Annotated in this window: 14 protein-coding genes; all 14 read left to right on the top strand. The window is 72.3% G+C overall.

The window, feature by feature from the left end:
* Window positions 1-29: 29 nt before the first annotated feature.
* The 14 genes from AC1U7O_RS04505 (at window position 30) to ndk (ending at window position 15,601) form a co-directional block, all read left to right on the top strand.
* On the top strand, window positions 30-950 hold the full coding sequence (locus tag AC1U7O_RS04505; protein ID WP_479893381.1) for a glycosyltransferase family 2 protein: 921 nt from the start codon (window positions 30-32) through the stop codon (window positions 948-950).
* The gene (locus tag AC1U7O_RS04500) at window positions 947-1,840 is read left to right on the top strand and encodes a class I SAM-dependent methyltransferase (RefSeq protein ID WP_479893380.1); all 894 of its coding nucleotides are present in this window, start codon (window positions 947-949) and stop codon (window positions 1,838-1,840) included. The genes AC1U7O_RS04505 and AC1U7O_RS04500 overlap by 4 nt, the downstream gene beginning before the upstream one ends.
* A gap of 3 nt (window positions 1,841-1,843) precedes the next feature.
* On the top strand, window positions 1,844-3,454 hold the full coding sequence (locus AC1U7O_RS04495) for a hypothetical protein (RefSeq protein WP_479893379.1): 1,611 nt from the start codon (window positions 1,844-1,846) through the stop codon (window positions 3,452-3,454).
* Window positions 3,455-3,482: 28 nt separating this feature from the next.
* Window positions 3,483-4,241, top strand: coding sequence for a glycosyltransferase family 2 protein (locus AC1U7O_RS04490; protein ID WP_479893378.1), 759 nt, complete (start codon window positions 3,483-3,485; stop codon window positions 4,239-4,241).
* Window positions 4,242-4,329: 88 nt separating this feature from the next.
* A complete protein-coding gene (asnB, locus tag AC1U7O_RS04485; protein WP_479893377.1) occupies window positions 4,330-6,240 on the top strand; it encodes an asparagine synthase (glutamine-hydrolyzing) in 1,911 nt (636 codons plus the stop codon).
* Window positions 6,237-7,478 (top strand): glycosyltransferase family 4 protein, encoded by a 1,242-nt coding sequence (locus AC1U7O_RS04480; RefSeq protein WP_479893376.1) that lies wholly within the window; start codon window positions 6,237-6,239, stop codon window positions 7,476-7,478. The genes asnB and AC1U7O_RS04480 overlap by 4 nt, the downstream gene beginning before the upstream one ends.
* 26 nt (window positions 7,479-7,504) lie before the next feature.
* The gene (locus tag AC1U7O_RS04475; protein ID WP_479893375.1) at window positions 7,505-8,674 is read left to right on the top strand and encodes a glycosyltransferase family 4 protein; all 1,170 of its coding nucleotides are present in this window, start codon (window positions 7,505-7,507) and stop codon (window positions 8,672-8,674) included.
* Complete coding sequence (locus AC1U7O_RS04470) at window positions 8,671-10,221, top strand: PHP domain-containing protein (protein ID WP_479893374.1); 1,551 nt, start codon at window positions 8,671-8,673, stop codon at window positions 10,219-10,221. The genes AC1U7O_RS04475 and AC1U7O_RS04470 overlap by 4 nt, the downstream gene beginning before the upstream one ends.
* Window positions 10,222-10,315: 94 nt before the next feature.
* A complete protein-coding gene (locus AC1U7O_RS04465) occupies window positions 10,316-11,050 on the top strand; it encodes a WbqC family protein (RefSeq protein ID WP_479893373.1) in 735 nt (244 codons plus the stop codon).
* 2 nt (window positions 11,051-11,052) lie between these two features.
* Entirely contained in the window at window positions 11,053-11,697 is a 645-nt protein-coding gene (locus AC1U7O_RS04460) for a PIG-L deacetylase family protein (protein ID WP_479893372.1), read from the top strand.
* On the top strand, window positions 11,694-12,788 hold the full coding sequence (locus tag AC1U7O_RS04455) for a DegT/DnrJ/EryC1/StrS family aminotransferase (RefSeq protein ID WP_479893371.1): 1,095 nt from the start codon (window positions 11,694-11,696) through the stop codon (window positions 12,786-12,788). Before AC1U7O_RS04460 ends, AC1U7O_RS04455 begins: the two co-directional genes overlap by 4 nt.
* Window positions 12,766-14,043, top strand: coding sequence for a glycosyltransferase family 4 protein (locus tag AC1U7O_RS04450; RefSeq protein WP_479893370.1), 1,278 nt, complete (start codon window positions 12,766-12,768; stop codon window positions 14,041-14,043). The genes AC1U7O_RS04455 and AC1U7O_RS04450 overlap by 23 nt, the downstream gene beginning before the upstream one ends.
* Window positions 14,040-15,071 (top strand): S-methyl-5-thioribose-1-phosphate isomerase, encoded by a 1,032-nt coding sequence (gene mtnA, locus AC1U7O_RS04445; protein WP_479893369.1) that lies wholly within the window; start codon window positions 14,040-14,042, stop codon window positions 15,069-15,071. Before AC1U7O_RS04450 ends, mtnA begins: the two co-directional genes overlap by 4 nt.
* A 107-nt stretch (window positions 15,072-15,178) precedes the next feature.
* Complete coding sequence (ndk, locus tag AC1U7O_RS04440; protein ID WP_479893368.1) at window positions 15,179-15,601, top strand: nucleoside-diphosphate kinase; 423 nt, start codon at window positions 15,179-15,181, stop codon at window positions 15,599-15,601.
* Window positions 15,602-15,723 lie beyond the last annotated feature (122 nt).

The raw sequence follows: 15,723 nt of genomic DNA, 5'->3' as shown, positions 1-15,723 counted from the left end.
CGCCGGCACGGGCCGTGGCGAGGCCCTTCGTGCGCCACCTCCATCCCGACCCCTCGCCGGCCCTGCTCTGGCGGGACCTGCCCGAGGGGACGGATGTCCGGCTCTCGGTCGTGATCCCGACCGTGGACGCACAGCGGGGCGGGTACTTCGCGGCGCTGCTGCGGCAGGTCGCCGCCCAGCGGTTTCCCGCCTACGAGGTGATCGTGGTCCGGGGGGACCCGCGGCAGGGACGGGCCATCAACACGGGGGCGGCCGTGGCGGCGGGGCGCTATCTCCTGACGCTCGACGACGACACGGCGCTGCCCGACCCGGACACCTTCGGCAAGCTCGTCGCCGTGCTCGACCGCCACGAGGACATCGGTATGGTCGGCGGGAACAACGTCGTGCCGGCGGACGCGACGCCCTTCGTCCGTCGGGCGATGAGCCAGATTCCGAGACGCTCCTGGGAGCCGGTCCGCGAGATCACCGACTCGGACCTGGCCGAGCATCCCTGCTTGATGATGAGGACCGAGCAGTTCCGGGCGGTCGGGGGGGAGCACGAGTTGCTCCCCAGGGGGCTCGATCCCTACCTGCGCCAGCGCTTCCGCGAGGCCGGGCTGCGCGTCGTCCTCGCGCCGGGCGTGGTCTACCACCATCTGCCGCCCGGTTCCTGGCCCACGCTGCTGCGGCAGTTTTTCCGCAACGGGGAGCAGGCGGCCTTCGTGAACCGACGCTACCCCGAGTGGGTCATCGAAACGCCGAGCGGGCACGGGGCCTTCCAGCCGCGCGTGCCCTTCCCGCGGCGCGCGCTGCGCTACGCGGGCAACCTGCTGCGGTCCCTGCTGTCCGGCCGCTGGGTCTGGCTCGCCTGCCAGCTCTGGTACGCGGCGGGGTTCGTCCGCGGCTGGCTCGCGGCGGGCGAGAAAGGGGAAGGCGAGCACTCCCTGGCGCGCGGGGCCGGCTCCCCATGACACAGGCGGTGGGCGGGGGAAGGGCCGGGAGCGGGTCCGGGACGTCGCCCTGTCCCTGCGGGCAGTCGAAGGCGCGGATCGAGCCCCTGGAGGGGGAGGAGCGGCTGCTCCGCTGCCTGACCTGCGGGTTGCTGGCGAGGGAGCCGATGCCGGAGGCCGGGGAGCTCCGCCGCTGGTACGCGGGCGAGTATTGGGACCGGTATCGCGACGAGCAGGTCGGCGCGGCGAGGGACAATGTCCATGCCCATGTCCTTGGACTGTTGGCGTCCATGAGCCCGACGGGCGGGAGGCTTGTGGACGTGGGCTGCGGCGGAGGGGCCTTCCTGCGCGCGGCCCGGGCGGCGGGATGGCGGGCGAGCGGCTTCGACCCCTCGGCCGGGGCCGTGGCCCATGCGCGGGCGGAGGGCCTCGACGCCCACGAACTGGCCTGGCCGCCCTGTCCGCTCGGCGACGCCTCGGTGGAGGCGGTCACGTTCATCAACGTGCTGGACCATCTCCCGGACCCCTTTGCCGCGCTCCGCGAGGCGCGGCGCGTCCTGAAGCCGGGCGGGCTGCTCTACGTGCGCGTGCCCAACGGCCCCTTCCACGCGAGGCTGATGGGCCTCGCGGCGCGCGTGGGGCTCCGCGGCCTGACGGTCTTCCATCTGTACGGGTTCGGCCGCAAGGCCCTCCTCCATCACCTCCCGCTCATGGGGTTCGAGCGGGTGACGGTGCAGGCCGCGCCGCCGGCGGCGGGCGATCCCTACGGGGGCGACGGGGCATGGGGGGACCGCGTGCGCCGCGTCCTCAAGCTGGCCGCGTCCCTGGCCGAGCGGTCGTTGCACCGGCTGGGGCTGGGCCGGCTGGGCTGGGGGCCCTCGATCGAGGTCTGGGCGGTGAAGGGGCGCTAGCCCATGGAGCGGCGGCGAATCGAGCCCCTGCCGGCGATGGGGCTGGCGGTTCTGGTCGCAGCCGGCACCGCGCTACGCTGGCTGCATGCCAGGAACGCGCAGTGGGTCATGACGGGGGACGACGGGGTGGTCGCGCTGATGGCGCTCGATATCCTCAAGGGGGAGGGGTTGCCGCTGCTCTTCTACGGCCAGCACTACATGGGCACCCTGGACGCCTTCGGGGCTGCGCTCTGGTTCGCCGGGCTCGGCGTGTCGAGCGAAGCCTACAAGCTGAGCCTCCTACCCTATGCGGCCGTGACGCTCGGCCTGGTGGGATGGACGGTCGCGCGCCTGTGGGGGGCGGGTCCGGCCTTGGTCGCCGTCGGGCTGGTGGCGCTCTCGCCCGCCGCGATCCGCTGGCAGATCGACCAGCCGAACTACGGGATGCTCTTCCTCTTCGCCGCCGCGCTGTTCGCCCTCACGGCCTCCCTGTTGGAGGGGCCGGACGGGGAGGAGCCCCCCGCCGGCGCGGGGCGCTGGTACGCCTGGGCCTTCGTCGCGGGCCTGGGCTTCTGGATGCACTCGTTGATCCTCGGTCTGCTCCTGCCCGTGCCCCTGCTGCTCCGGCTGCGCGGGACCCTGCCGCGGGGGCGACGCCTCGCCTGGGGCTGCTTCTGGTTCCTGGTCGGCGCGGCGCCGCTGCTGATTCACAACGTCGCCCATGGCTTCGCCACGGTCCGTCAGTTCGGCGGCTTCTTCCTCGACGTGTCCTCGCGCGATCAGGTTCAGGGGCTCTCCTTGCTCGAAATCGCGCTCAGAGGGCTCTGGCATAAGGTGAACCCCGCCACGGTCGGGCCGAACATCCTGGTCGCCCTCGGCGGCTACGACCTGCGCGACTACCCGCTGCTCCTGGCCCTGAGCTATCCGGCGGCGGCGGCCTTCGCGACCCTGCTCGTCGGCGCCGCCCTCGCCTGGTTCCGAGGGGCGAGGCGGTCCGGCTGGCGGGCTTGGACGGCCGGGACCGAGGGCGGCCTCTTGGCCTGGCTCTGGCTCTCGGTCGGCCTCGTCCTCCTGCTGGGCAGCACGAGGGCTCGGTACCTGGCCCTGCTCATCCTCCTCTCGGCCCTGCTGCTCGCCGGCCGGTGGGGGCGGCAGTGGCCGGGGAAGCCCTGGCGGGCCGCCCTGCTCGGGGGGCTGCTGCTGTACCTGGCGGCCGCGTCGGTCACGCTCAATGTGCTCAGGCCGCTGGTCGCGCCGAACCCCGTGCCGGCGCTCGCGGCGTTCCTCCAGGCGCGGGGGCTCGCGCTGGGCTATGCCGGCTTCGAGCTGGCCTATCCCCTGGCCGTGGCGACGAAGGAATCCGTGAAGGTCACGCCGCTGGCCGGGCCGGTCGTGGACGACCGCTATCCCGCCTACACGAGGGCGGTGGAGGCCGCGCCCGCGCCCTTCTACCTCTACGCGGAACGTGAGCCGCTCGGCGCCGCGCTGGCCGGCTACCTTCGCGCCGAGGCCATCGCCTTCAACGAGACGACGGTGGAGGGGCATCGGGTGTTCTGGGGCCTCTCGAGCCCGGTGAGGCCGGACGAATTCCTGCCGGAGCCCTATCTCTCGGCCTACAGGCGGGTGCATCCATGAAGAGCGGTCCGGTCCGAGGAGGAGCGGGATGAGCGAGCCGGAGGTGGCGCCGAAGCTGTCCGTCGTGATGCCCGTCTACAACGAGCGGGCGACGCTCGTGGAGATCCTCCGACGGGTCCAGGCGGTCGAGATCGACAAGGAGATCGTCGTCGTGGACGACGGCTCGACCGACGGCAGCCGGGACCTGCTCGATCGGATCCGGCAGGCCCGCGCCGATGGCCGCCGGACCCTCCCGTTCGGCGAGGGGCCCGAACTGCGGGTGGACAACATCAGGGTCTTCTTTCAGCCGGTGAACCAGGGCAAGGGGGCCGCCCTGCGTCGGGGCTTCACCGAGGCCAGGGGCGCGCTCGTCCTGATCCAGGACGCCGACCTGGAGTATGATCCGGCCAACTACGCGGCGCTGCTCGATCCGATCGAGCGCGGCGTGGCGGACGTCGTGTACGGGTCCCGCTTCCTAGGCGGCCCCCACCGCGTGCTCTTCTACTGGCACTACGTGGCGAACACGATCCTGACGACCCTCTCGAACATGGTGACGAACGTGAACCTCACGGACGTCTGGACCTGCTACAAGGCGTTCCGGCGGGAGGTCCTCGCCCGGCTGGTCCTGCGCGAGAACCGGTTCGGGTTCGAGCAGGAGGTCACGGCCAAGGTCGCGCGGATGGGCTGCCGCATCTACGAGGTCCCCATCTCCTACTATGGGCGCACCTACGCCGAGGGCAAGAAGATCGGCTGGAAGGACGGGGTGCGGGGGCTCTGGTGCATCCTGCGCTACGCGCTGTTCACCTGATTGGGGGAGGGTGTTGACGGTTGAGCGGTGAGGTCCCGGTCGAACCTCGCGACGCCACGCTCACCCTCCACACTCAGCACGCGGCATTATGTGCGGCATCTGCGGAATCGTCGGGCCGGGGACCGAGGCGGAGCTGGAGCGCATGATGCGCCGGATGGTACATCGCGGCCCGGATGAGAACGGCCGCCACGTCGAGCCCGGCGTCATGCTGGGCGCCCAACGGCTGCGCGTGATCGACCCCCAGGGCGGACACCAGCCGATCGGCAACGAGGACGGGAGCGTCTGGGTCGCCCTCAACGGCGAGATCTACAACTACCGGGCCCTCCGTGAGGAGTTGACGGCCAAGGGCCATCGCTTCACGACGAACTGCGACACGGAGGTCCTGGCCCACCTCTACGAGGAGGAGGGGGCCGAGGGGGTCCATCGGCTGCGCGGCATGTTCGCCTATGCGGTCTGGGACCGCGAGCGGGGGAGCCTCCTGTTGGTCCGGGACCGGCTGGGGATCAAGCCGCTCTACTATGCGGAGCGGCCGGGCGGGCGGGGGGCGCTCGCCTTCGCCTCGGAGCTGCCCTCGCTCCTGGAGGCCCTGCCCGGCGCCGCGATCGAGCCGCGGGCTATCGCCCGGTACCTGACGCTGCTCTACGTGCCGGGCCCGGAGACGATCTATCGCGGCGTTCGCCAGTTGCAGCCTGGGGAGATGCTCACGATCGCTCAAGGAAAGGTTGAGCTTCTTCGCTACTACAATCCGGCGGCCGTCCGGCGGGAGGCCGGGGCCGCGGGAGCGACGGTCTCCTCGATGGACGAGGCGGCCGAGCGGTTCCTGGCCCTGCTGGAGGACACGGTGCGGGCTCACCTGGTCAGCGACGTGCCGCTCGGGCTCCTGCTCTCCGGCGGCCTGGACTCGGGCTCGATCCTCGCGATGATGCGCCGGGCGACCAACGGGCCGATCCGGAGTTTTTCCATCGGCTACGGCGCCGAGGCGGATCGTGCCTACGACGAGCTTGCGGCCGCCCGCCTGATGGCGGAGCGGTTCGGCACGGAGCACCACGAGGAGCGCCTCGCTCCCGACGCGGTCTCGCTCCTGCCGCGGATCGTCGCGGCGATGGGGGAGCCCTTCGCCGACGCCTCCTCGATCCCCACCTATTTGATCTCGGAGGTGGCCCGCCGGACCGTGACGGTGGCGCTCTCGGGGATCGGCGGCGACGAGTTGTTCGGCGGCTACCCGCGTTACCTGGGCGTGCGGACGGCGGCGCGCTACGCGCGGCTCCCGCGGGGGCTGCGCGCCTGGGTCGGGCGGACGCTGGCGCCGCATGTGCCCGAGGGGTCGGGCAGCCGGGATCAGCTCGGCCGGATCAAGCGGTTTCTCAGACACGGAGACCTCCCGCTCGCCGACCAGTACTGTCGCTGGATCACCTTCCTGCCGGCCGAGTGGGAGGGCGGGGCGCTTTCGCCGGCCCTCCGCGAGGCCGCGGGCGATGCGACGTGCGTGGAGGGCTACCGCGAGCGGTTCGACCGCTGGCCCTCCGCCGACCCGGCCGACCGGGCGATGGGGCTGGACCTAGAGACCTACCTGCCCGACGACCTGCTCCGGATGGGCGACCGGCTGAGCATGGCCCACGCGCTGGAGCTGCGGGTGCCCTTTTGCGATCACCTGATGGTGGCCTTCGCGCTGGGGCTGACCGCGGAGAGGCGCTACGCCGGCTGGCGGCTCAAGGGCTTCATGCGGCGGGCGTTGACGTGCGTGCTCCCGCCGGAGATCCTGGCCCGGCCGAAGTACGGCTTCATGGTCCCGCTCGCCCGCTGGCTGCGCGAGGACCTCCGCGAGATGGTCGCCGATCTGTTGACCGAGGAGGCCGTGAGGCGCCGCGGCTATGTCCGGCCCGAGTACGTGCGGTGGCTCCTGCGCGAGCACGGGGCCGGACGACGGAATTTCACCGATCAGATCTACTGCCTGCTCGTGCTGGAGCTCTGGCTGCGGGGCCGGGAGACCGCCGCGTGACGGCGCCGATGAAGATCGTCATGCTGGCGGAGGTGTCGGCGGTCAGGGTGATCGGCGGGGCCGAGCGGGTCCTTCAGGAGCAGGTGCTGGGGCTGGCGCGGCGCGGCCATGTCCTGAGCGTCGTCGCGCGGGCGCCGGAGGGGGACGAGCGGCCGGCGGTGGAGGTCGGCGGGGTGACGGAACATCGCTATCGGGCCTCGCGGCGGAGCGAGCCGGCCTTCGTGCTCTCGTCGCTGGCCGGTTCCCGGGCCGGCTTCGACCGGGCGCTGGCCGGCGGGCGGGCCGACGCGGCGGTGATCCACCAGTCGCTGGCGGGGCTCGGCGCGCTGCTGCGACGCCGGAGCGGAGCCGGCATCTGGGCCTACGTCTGCCATTCCCTCGCCCACGAGGAGTACCTGACCCGCGTCCCGCCCGGGGCGACGGCGGCGGAGCGAGCCAGGCGGGCGCTCAACGCGCGGGTCCGGCTCTGGTGCGAGCGGGCCGTCCTGCGCCGCTGCGCGCCGGTCTTCGTGCTGAGCGAGTTCATGAAGCGGCGGGTCGCGGCCGCGCACGGGATCGCCGAGGAGCGGATCGTGCTTGCGCCGGGCGGCGCCGACCTCGCCCGCTTCGTGCCGGCCGTCGACCCCGTCGCGGTGCGGGAACGGCTGGGGCTGCCGCTTAAGAAGGTCCTCCTCGTGACGGTCCGCAACCTGGTGCCCCGCATGGGGCTGGAGCACCTCGTGCGGGCGATCGCCCTCCTGGGGGAAGAGGGGCGGGACCTGCTCCTGCTCGTCGGGGGCGAGGGTCGGCTGCGGCCGGCGCTGGAGGCGTTGATCGCGGAGCTCGGCCTGGACGACCGCGTGCGGCTGCTCGGCTTCGTGCCGGAGGAGGACCTGCCGCGCTACTACCAGGCGGCGGACCTGATGGTGCTCCCGACCCAGGAGCTGGAGGGCTTCGGCCTCGTCACGGTGGAAGCCCTCGCCTGCGGAACGCCGGTCTTCGGCACCCCGGTCGGGGCGATCCCGGAGGTGCTGGCGCGGGTGGACCCGTCGCTCGTCGCGGAGGGGACCGGCCCCGAGGCCCTCGCCCGGGGGCTCCGGCGCATTCTGATGCGCTTCCGCGACCGGCCGGGCGAGCACGAGCGGCTCTCCCGGCTGGGCCGGGCGCTCGTGGAGTCCGACTATACCTGGGAGCGGCATTGCGGGCGGATCGAGGCAGCGCTGCGGGAGGCCGTCGAACGCGCGGGCGCACGGCGATAGCGATGGCGCCGCGGAAGGTCATCCATGTGATCACGAGACTGGACCGCGGCGGGTCCGCGCAGAACACGATGCTCACGGCCATCGGCCACGACCGCCGCCGTTTCGAGCCGCTCGTCGTCGCCGGCGTGGCCGGCCGCTGGACCGACCAGGGCGGGGACGACGCGGCGGCGGACAACCATCGGAGACTGGACGAAGCCGGCGTCCGCCGGCTCGTCGTGCCGTCGCTCACGCGGGAGATCAACCCGCCCAAGGACCTCGCGGCGCTGCGCCGCCTGACGGCCTGCTTCCGGGACGAGCGGCCGGCGATCGTCCATACCCATACGTCGAAGGCCGGCGTGCTCGGCCGGCTCGCCGCCCGGCGGGCCGGCGTGCCGGTGGTCGTCCACACGCCGCACGGCCACGTCTTCTACGGCCACTTCGGCCGCGCGGCCTCGCTGGCCTTTCTCCTGGTGGAGCGGTGGCTCGCGCGACGGACGACCTGGATGATCGCCCTGACCGACGCAGAACGGGAGGAGCACCTGGCCCTCGGCGTCGGGCGGTCCGATCGGTTCGCCGTCGTGCCGAGCGGCATTGATCTGGAGCGCTTCCGGCGCGCGGCGGCCCTGCCCCGCCTGGTCCCCCAAGGGCTGTCCATCCCCGAGGACGCGGTCCTGGCCGGCTCCGTGGGGTGGCTGACGCCGGTGAAGGGCCATCGGGTGCTGATCCAGGCGGTCGCGCGGCTCAAGGAGGCGCATCCGAGGCTGCACCTGCTGCTGGTCGGCAGCGGCGAGCTGCGGGGGGACTACGAGCGGCTCGCCGCCGAACTGGGTCTCGCCGGGCGCGTGCATCTGCCGGGGGCGCGGCGGGATATTCCCGAGTGCCTGGCCGCGATGGACCTCTTCGTGCTGCCCTCGCTGAACGAGGGGATGGGCCGGGCCTTGATCGAGGCGATGGCCGCGGCGCGGCCGGTCATCGCGAGCCGGGTGGGCGGGGTGCCGGCGATCGTCGAGGACGGCGTGACCGGTCTCCTGGTGCCGCCGAACGACCCCCGGGCGCTGGCGGAAGCGATGGACGGGCTCCTGCGCCGGCCGGATCGGGCGCGGATGTTGGGGGCGGCGGCCGCCCTGGCGATCGGCGAGCGGTTCGGCACGACCGCGATGGTCAAGGCGATCGAGCAGGTCTACGAGCGGGCCCTGGAGGCCGCGGAGAAGCCATGAGCCCGACGCCTTCTGCGAGTGCGATGGGGTGGGGCGCCCTCGTCCTCCTCCTGGCCCTCGTCTTCCTCCTGGCCGGCGCGAGCCCGCCGGCCGGGGCGCAGGAGGCGGCGCCGCTCCGGCCGCTCGTCGCGGCGCTCCATGTCCACAGCACGGCCAGCACGGGCGACCTGACCTTGGACCAGCTCGCCGAGCAGGCGGAGCGCAGCGGGCTGGACGCGGTCGTGCTGACCGACAATTTCGTCCTGCGCTACGAGTACGGCCTGTGGCCCCTGCGCGGCGTCTTCAAGCGGACCTTCTCACTGCCGGGGGTGCTCGACTACGGGATCGGGCGCTACCTCAAGGACGTGGCGGCGGCGCAGGCGCGGCACCCGGCGGTGCTGCTCGTCCCCGGGGTCGAGGTCGTGCCCCACTACTTTTGGACCGGCTCGTTGTTCCAAGGCGACCTGACGATGCACAACTCGCAGCGCAACATCCTGGTCATGGGCCTGCCGGGTGCGGCGGACTACCGGACCCTGCCGGTCAGCGGCAACCCCGCCTCCTACCGGCTCGGGGGACAGGCCCTGCTCAATCTCTCGCCGGCGCTCCTCTTCGTGCCGGCCGTCTGGCTCTGGCGCCGGCGGCGCGTCCGCCGGGAGATGGTCGGGCGGATGCCCTATCGGACGAGTCTGCGGCGCCGCGGGCCCGCGCTGGCCTTGGCCGTCGCCGCCGGCCTCCTCTTGTGGAACGCCTGGCCGCCGACCCAGCCGCTCTTCAGCGCCTACGATGATCAACTGGGGTTCCAGCCCTCCCAGACCCTCATCGACCGGGTCGCGGCGCGGGGCGGGGTGACGATCTGGTCCATGCCGGAGGCGCGCGACTTCAACGAGTTCTCCTACGGCCCGCTCGGCAAGGTCACGGTGAAGACCGATCCCTATCCGGAGGCCCTGCTGCGGACGACGGGCTACACGGGATTCGGCGGCATCTACCAGGACACCAGGACGGTGATCGAGCCGGGCGGGATGTGGGACCAGGCGCTCTCCCTCTATCTCCAGGGCCGACGGCCCGCGCCGCCCTTCGCGGTCGGGGAGATCGCCTTCCACGGGCTCAACCGGGACACGCGGGAGCTGGACCAGGTCCTGTCGATCTTCTGGGTGAGGGAGCGGAGCGCGGCCGGGCTCCTGGAGGCGCTCCGCGCCGGCCGGCTCTACGCGGCGGGCCAGTACCGGCGGGGGCGCGGGCTGCGCCTCGATCGATTCCTGGTCGAGTGCGAGGGGGGCCGGCGATGGGCTCTCTCGGGAGAGCTGCTGGACCCCGGCGCGGCGACGGACCTGGCCGTGCGCCTGACCCTCTCCTCCGCGGACGGGGGGGCACTGCCGGTCACGGTCACCCTGGTCCGCGACGGCGCGGTGGTCGCGCGGATTCAGGGGACGACGCCGGTGGATCTGGTCCTGCCCGACCCGCCCTCGGCGCCGGGGGGCAGGCACTTCTACCGGGTCGCAGCCGAGGCCGAGGGCGCGGAATTGCTGAGCAACCCGATCTTCGTCGTCCCGCTCGGCGGGGGCGCGTGACCATGGTCGCGGGCGGGCGTCGGACGACTCCGAGGAGCCTTGGGGGGCGTCCCTCCGCCGTCCCCCTCACGCCGCACCCCCTACGGGTTTCCTGATGCTGGTCGCGATCCATCAGCCGCAGTTCATGCCCTGGCTGGGCTACCTGGACAAGATTGATCGGGCCGACCTCTTTGTGGTACTGGACTGCGTGCAATTCAAGAAACAGGAGTGGCAGAACCGCAACCGGATCAGGACCGCCGAGGGCTGGCAATGGCTGACGGTCCCCGTGCGGCACGCCTTCGGCCAGCGGATCGACGAGGTGCGGATCAACGACGCCGTGGATTGGCGGGGGAAGCACCGGCGGGCGCTGGCCATGCATTACGCCAGGGCACCGCACCGGGACGAGTCCTGGAAGGGCCTCGACGAGATCTACGCCGGGTCCTGGGATCGCCTCGCGCCGCTGAACGTGGCCGTGCTGCGGTGGCTGATGGCGGCCTTCGGGATCACGACGCCGCTGCGCCTCTCCTCCGAGATGACGCTGCGGGAGGAGCCGACGGACCGCCTCATCGACATCTGCCGGACGGTCGGCGCCACCCGGTACCTGGCGGGCGCCGGCGCGGCCGGCTACCTGGACGTCCCGAAGTTCCTCGCCAGCGGGCTGGAGCTGGAGGTGCAGGACTTTCACCATCCGGTCTATCCCCAGTGCTATGAGCCCTTCGTGCCGGGGATGGCGGCGGTGGACTTCCTCTGGAACTGCGGGGCGGAGGCGCTGGTCAGGCTGAGGGCGGCGCGCGCGGGCACCGCGAAGGGGGCGGGCGAGGGGAGCGAACGGCGGGAGCCGGGGAGGTGAGGATGCCGACCGACGACTCGAAGCGGCTCCGCGTGCTGGCGCTCGGCGCGCATCCCGACGACATCGAGGCGGGGTGTGGGGGAACCTTGCTGCGCTACGCGCGCGCGGGCCACCGGGTCTTCCTCATGGTCCTGACGGGCGGCGAGGTCGGCGCCGGGAAGGGGGTCCGCCGCCGGGAGCAGGAGGCAGCGGCGCGTGTGCTCGGCGCGGAGGACATCTTCTGGGGCGGCTACAAGGACACGAGGCTGCCCATGGACCGGGGGTTGATCCAGAAGATCGAGGGCCTCGTCAAGCGGCTCGATCCCCACGTCATCTTCGTCCACTACCACGACGACACCCACCAGGACCATCGCCACCTGGCCATCTGCACGGTGACGGCGACGCGCTACGCGCGCAACGTGCTGTTCTACGAAGGGCCGACGACGCAGAACTTCTCGCCGACGGTGTTCGTGGACATCGCCCCCTCCCTCAAGGACAAGGTGGCCGCGCTGGAGGCCCACGCCTCCCAGGTGCGGAAGACCAACATCGAAGGCCTGTCCATCGTGGACATCGTCCGCTCCGCGGCCCACTTCCGCGGCATCCAGGGAAGGGTCAAGAGCGCCGAGGGGTTCGTGCCCCTCCGCCTCTTCATCAACGTCTCGGCATGAAGGGCACGCCAGCCGTCGTCCCCCATTCGCGGCCGACCCTGGGCCAGGAGGAGTCGCGTGCGCTCGCCGCGGTGGTCCGCTCGGGACGGATCGCGCAGGGGCCGCGCGTCGAGCAGTTCGAGCAGGGCGTCGCGGCCTTCCTGGGGCTGGCGGGCGGCGTGGCGCTGAGCTCCGGCACGACGGCGCTGGAGACGGCGCTGCTGGTCCTCGGCGTGGAGGCGGGCGACGAGGTGATCCTGCCGAGCTACGTCTGCTCGGCCCTCTGGCTCGCCGTGATGCGCGTCGGGGCGCTGCCGCGCCTCGTGGACATCGCCCCCGACACCTACGCGATCTCGCCCGAGGCCGCGCGGAAGGCCGTGACCGCCAGGACGAAGGCGATGATCGTTCCCCATCCCTTCGGCCTGCCGGCGGACCTGACGGCGCTGGAGGGGGTGGGGGTGCCGATCATCGAGGACTGCGCCCAGACGCTCGGGGCGCTGGAGCGGGGGCGGGCGGTGGGAACGGTCGGCCTGTTGACCGTCTGCTCGTTCTACGCGACCAAGCTGCTCTGCACGGGCGAGGGCGGCATGCTGCTGTCCAACGACCAGGCGCTGCTGGAGCGGGCCCGCGCGCTCCGGGACTACGACGAGGCGCCGGCCCTCGACGCCGCCGCGTTCAATCGGAAGATGACGGAGCTGCAGGCGGCGATGGGGCTGGTCCAGCTCGACCGGCTCCGCGGCTTTCTCGATCGCCGCGCGGCCATCGCGGCGCGCTACAGCGCCGCCCTGGCGGACAGCGGCCTCGGGCTGCCCTTCGTCCCGGAGGGCCGGACCCATGTGTTCTACCGGTACGTGGTCCGCTTCGGCGGCGCCGCCCCCCACCTCGTCGAGGGCGCCATCGCCCGCCTCGCCGCGCGGGGCATCCAGTGCCGGCGGCCGGTCTTCCGCCCCCTGCACCAGTACCTCGGCCTGGAGGGCTATCCGGCGAGCGAGGAGGCCTTCGCCGCCGCGCTCTCGATTCCCCTCTATCCCTCGATGACGGACCGCGAGGTGGAACGGACGATTCAGGCGGTCCGGGAGGAGGCTTGCCGTGACCGGCGCGACGCCCGCTGAGCGCCGCCGGCCCCGGTGGCCGACCCTGGCCTTTGCCGGCGGGGCGACGGCCCTCGCCCTGCTGTTGCTGCCCTCGATCCGGGGCTGGTTCGTCGAGATCGGCCAGCGCTGGGCCTATATCCTGCTGGTCTCCTCCACGACGGCCCTGGCCGTGACGCCCCTGACCATCGCCCTCGGCCGGCGCTGGGGGCTCGTGGACCAGCCGTCGGCGCGGAAGATCCACCTCACGCCGACGCCGCGGCTCGGTGGGCTGGCCGTGTACCTGGGCTTCGTGGCCTCCGTGTTGGTCAACGCCATCCTGGAAGAGTGGATGGTGGCCGTCCTCGTCGCCGGCACGCTGCTGCTCGTCGTCGGCATCGTGGACGACAAGCTGGACCTCGCCGCCTGGGTGAAGCTCGCCGTCCAGCTCGGGAGCACGGCGCTGGTGATCCACGCCGGGGTGGTCCTGACCCTCCTGCCCGCCGGGCCGGTCGGCACGGCGGTGAACCTGTTCCTGACCGTCCTCTGGATCGTGGGCATCACCAACGCGCTGAACTTCCTCGACGGCATGGACGGCCTCGCGACCGGGCTGGCGATCCTGATCGCCTTCTTCCTCGGGCTCGTGGCCTTCCAGACCCACCAGCCCGGGCTCGGCTGGGTGGCCCTGGCGGTCCTCGGCGCCTCGCTGGGCTTCCTTCCCTACAACTTCAGGAACACGCAGCCCGCGCTGGTCTTCCTCGGCGACGGCGGCTCCACCTTCCTGGGGTTCACGCTCGCCTGCCTGGCCGTCAAGGGGAACTGGGCGGAGAACCACCCGCTGGTGTCCTTCTCGAACCCCCTCTTGATCTTCGGGGTGCTGATCTACGATATGATCCACATCACCGTCGAGCGGGTGGCGACGGGGAAGGTGCGGTCGGTCAAGGAGTGGATCGACTATGTCGGGAAGGACCACATGCACCACCGACTCGAACGGGCGCTCGGCAGCCGGCGCGCGAGCGTCGCGATGATCCTGGCGTTGACGGTCTGCCTGGGGTTGGCGGCGATGGTGCTGCGCAAGGCCGACCTCGCCGAGGCGGTGATGCTGCTGGGCCAGGCCGCGATCATCGTCTCGATCCTGACGGCCTTGGAGTACCGCGGGCGACCCGAGTACCGGCAGGCCCACCCGGAGAAGTACGGGCTGGAGGCGCCGGACGGGCGAAAGGACCGTCCCGCGTCCACGGCGGAGTCGGCGCCGGCCGGCGTCAAGGATGGGATGGAACGGGAGGGAGAGGCGTGATTCCGACCGTGCAGTGGTGGGACGGCAAGGTGCGCATCCTCGACCAGAGCCGGCTGCCCGGCGTCGTGACCTACCTGGACTGCGCCGACTACCGCGAGGTGGCGGACGCGATCCGGACGCTGAAGGTCAGGGGCGCGCCGGCCATCGGCGTGACGGCCGCGATGGGCGTCGCGCTGGGCGCGCAGGCCGTGCGGGCGGATCATGCCGACGACTTCGCCGCGGCCGTCCTGGACATCTGCGAGCACCTGGCCGCGACCAGGCCGACCGCGGTGAACCTGTTCTGGGCCCTGGACCGGATGAAGCGCCGGCTGGCGGCGTTGCGGGGGCAGCCGCTCGACCAGGTCCGTCGGTGCCTCGTGGAGGAATCCCGGCGCATCCTCGAAGAAGACGTCGAGTTGTGCCGGCGGATGGGCCGGCACGGTGCGGCGCTGATCAAGGACGGGCAGACGATCCTGACCCACTGCAACGCGGGCGCGCTGGCCACGGCCGGCTACGGGACCGCGCTGGGGGTCGTCCGCGCGGCCTGGGCGGAGGGCAAGCGGATCACGGTCCTGGCCGACGAAACGCGGCCGGTCCTCCAGGGCGCGCGGCTCACGGCCTGGGAGCTGATGCAGGACGGGATTCCGGTGACGCTCATCACCGACAACATGGCCGGGGCCCTGATGAAGCAGGGGCTCGTACACCTCTGCCTCGTGGGCGCGGACCGGATCGCCGCCAACGGCGACGTGGCGAACAAGATCGGGACGTACTCCGTGGCCGTGCTGGCCCGCGCGCACGGCCTCCCCTTCTACGTGGCGGCGCCCCATTCGACGATCGACCTCGGCACGCCGTCGGGCGACCGCATCCCGATCGAGCAGCGCCATCCCCGGGAGGTCACCTCGATCGGCGACGGGCCGCCCGTGGCGCCGGAGGGCGTGGGGGTGCTCAACCCCGCCTTCGACGTCACCCCCGCCGACCTCATCACCGCGATCATCACGGAGCGCGGGGTCTTCGCGCCGGGCGAGCTGGCCGGCCGGTACCGCGAGTGACGGCGGGTGTGCCGCGACCCGGCTGGCGAACCCCTTCGCCGTCCTGCTAGAATGCGCCCGTCTCGTCGTCCCGTCACCCTCAACCAGGAAGGAGATCGTCCGGACCCATGGCTGAACGCACGCTGGCTATCATCAAGCCCGACGCCGTGAAGAAGCAGGCGATCGGCGACATCATCCGGCGGTACGAAGCGGCCGGGCTGCGCCCGATCGCCATGCGCATGCTGCACCTGACCAAGACCGCCGCCGAAGGGTTCTACGCCGTCCACCGCGCGCGGCCGTTCTTCGACAGCCTCACGACCTTCATGGCCTCGGGGCCCGTCGTGGTCCTGGTGCTGGAAGGGGAGGGCGCCGTCAAGCGCCACCGCGACCTGATGGGCGCGACCGACCCGGCCAAGGCGGACAAGGGCACGATCCGGGCGGCCCACGGGACGTCCATCGAGTGCAACGCCGTGCACGGCTCCGATTCCGCGGAGACGGCGCGTGTCGAGATCGGCTACTTCTTCTCCGAGATGGAGTTGGCCGTGCGGTGACCCGCCTGGCCCATCGGCTCTCCCCCGTCCCCCCGCGGTCGAACGACGGAGTCCGGTCGCACCGTCGGCGGGCGCCCCTCTTCCCTCTCCTCGCCACGCCGCTGTGTTTCGCCCTGTGGGCC

Source organism: Candidatus Nitrospira neuquenensis, assembly GCF_979578155.1.
This window is presented reverse-complemented; position numbering and strand designations above follow the sequence as displayed.

Coding starts and splice junctions, on each gene's coding strand:
- AC1U7O_RS04500 (WP_479893380.1), top strand. CDS start 947: ATGACACAGGCGGTGGGCGGGGGAAGGGCCGGGAGCGGGTCCGGGACG.
- AC1U7O_RS04495 (WP_479893379.1), top strand. CDS start 1,844: ATGGAGCGGCGGCGAATCGAGCCCCTGCCGGCGATGGGGCTGGCGGTT.
- AC1U7O_RS04490 (WP_479893378.1), top strand. CDS start 3,483: ATGAGCGAGCCGGAGGTGGCGCCGAAGCTGTCCGTCGTGATGCCCGTC.
- asnB (WP_479893377.1), top strand. CDS start 4,330: ATGTGCGGCATCTGCGGAATCGTCGGGCCGGGGACCGAGGCGGAGCTG.
- AC1U7O_RS04470 (WP_479893374.1), top strand. CDS start 8,671: ATGAGCCCGACGCCTTCTGCGAGTGCGATGGGGTGGGGCGCCCTCGTC.
- AC1U7O_RS04465 (WP_479893373.1), top strand. CDS start 10,316: ATGCTGGTCGCGATCCATCAGCCGCAGTTCATGCCCTGGCTGGGCTAC.
- AC1U7O_RS04460 (WP_479893372.1), top strand. CDS start 11,053: ATGCCGACCGACGACTCGAAGCGGCTCCGCGTGCTGGCGCTCGGCGCG.
- AC1U7O_RS04455 (WP_479893371.1), top strand. CDS start 11,694: ATGAAGGGCACGCCAGCCGTCGTCCCCCATTCGCGGCCGACCCTGGGC.
- ndk (WP_479893368.1), top strand. CDS start 15,179: ATGGCTGAACGCACGCTGGCTATCATCAAGCCCGACGCCGTGAAGAAG.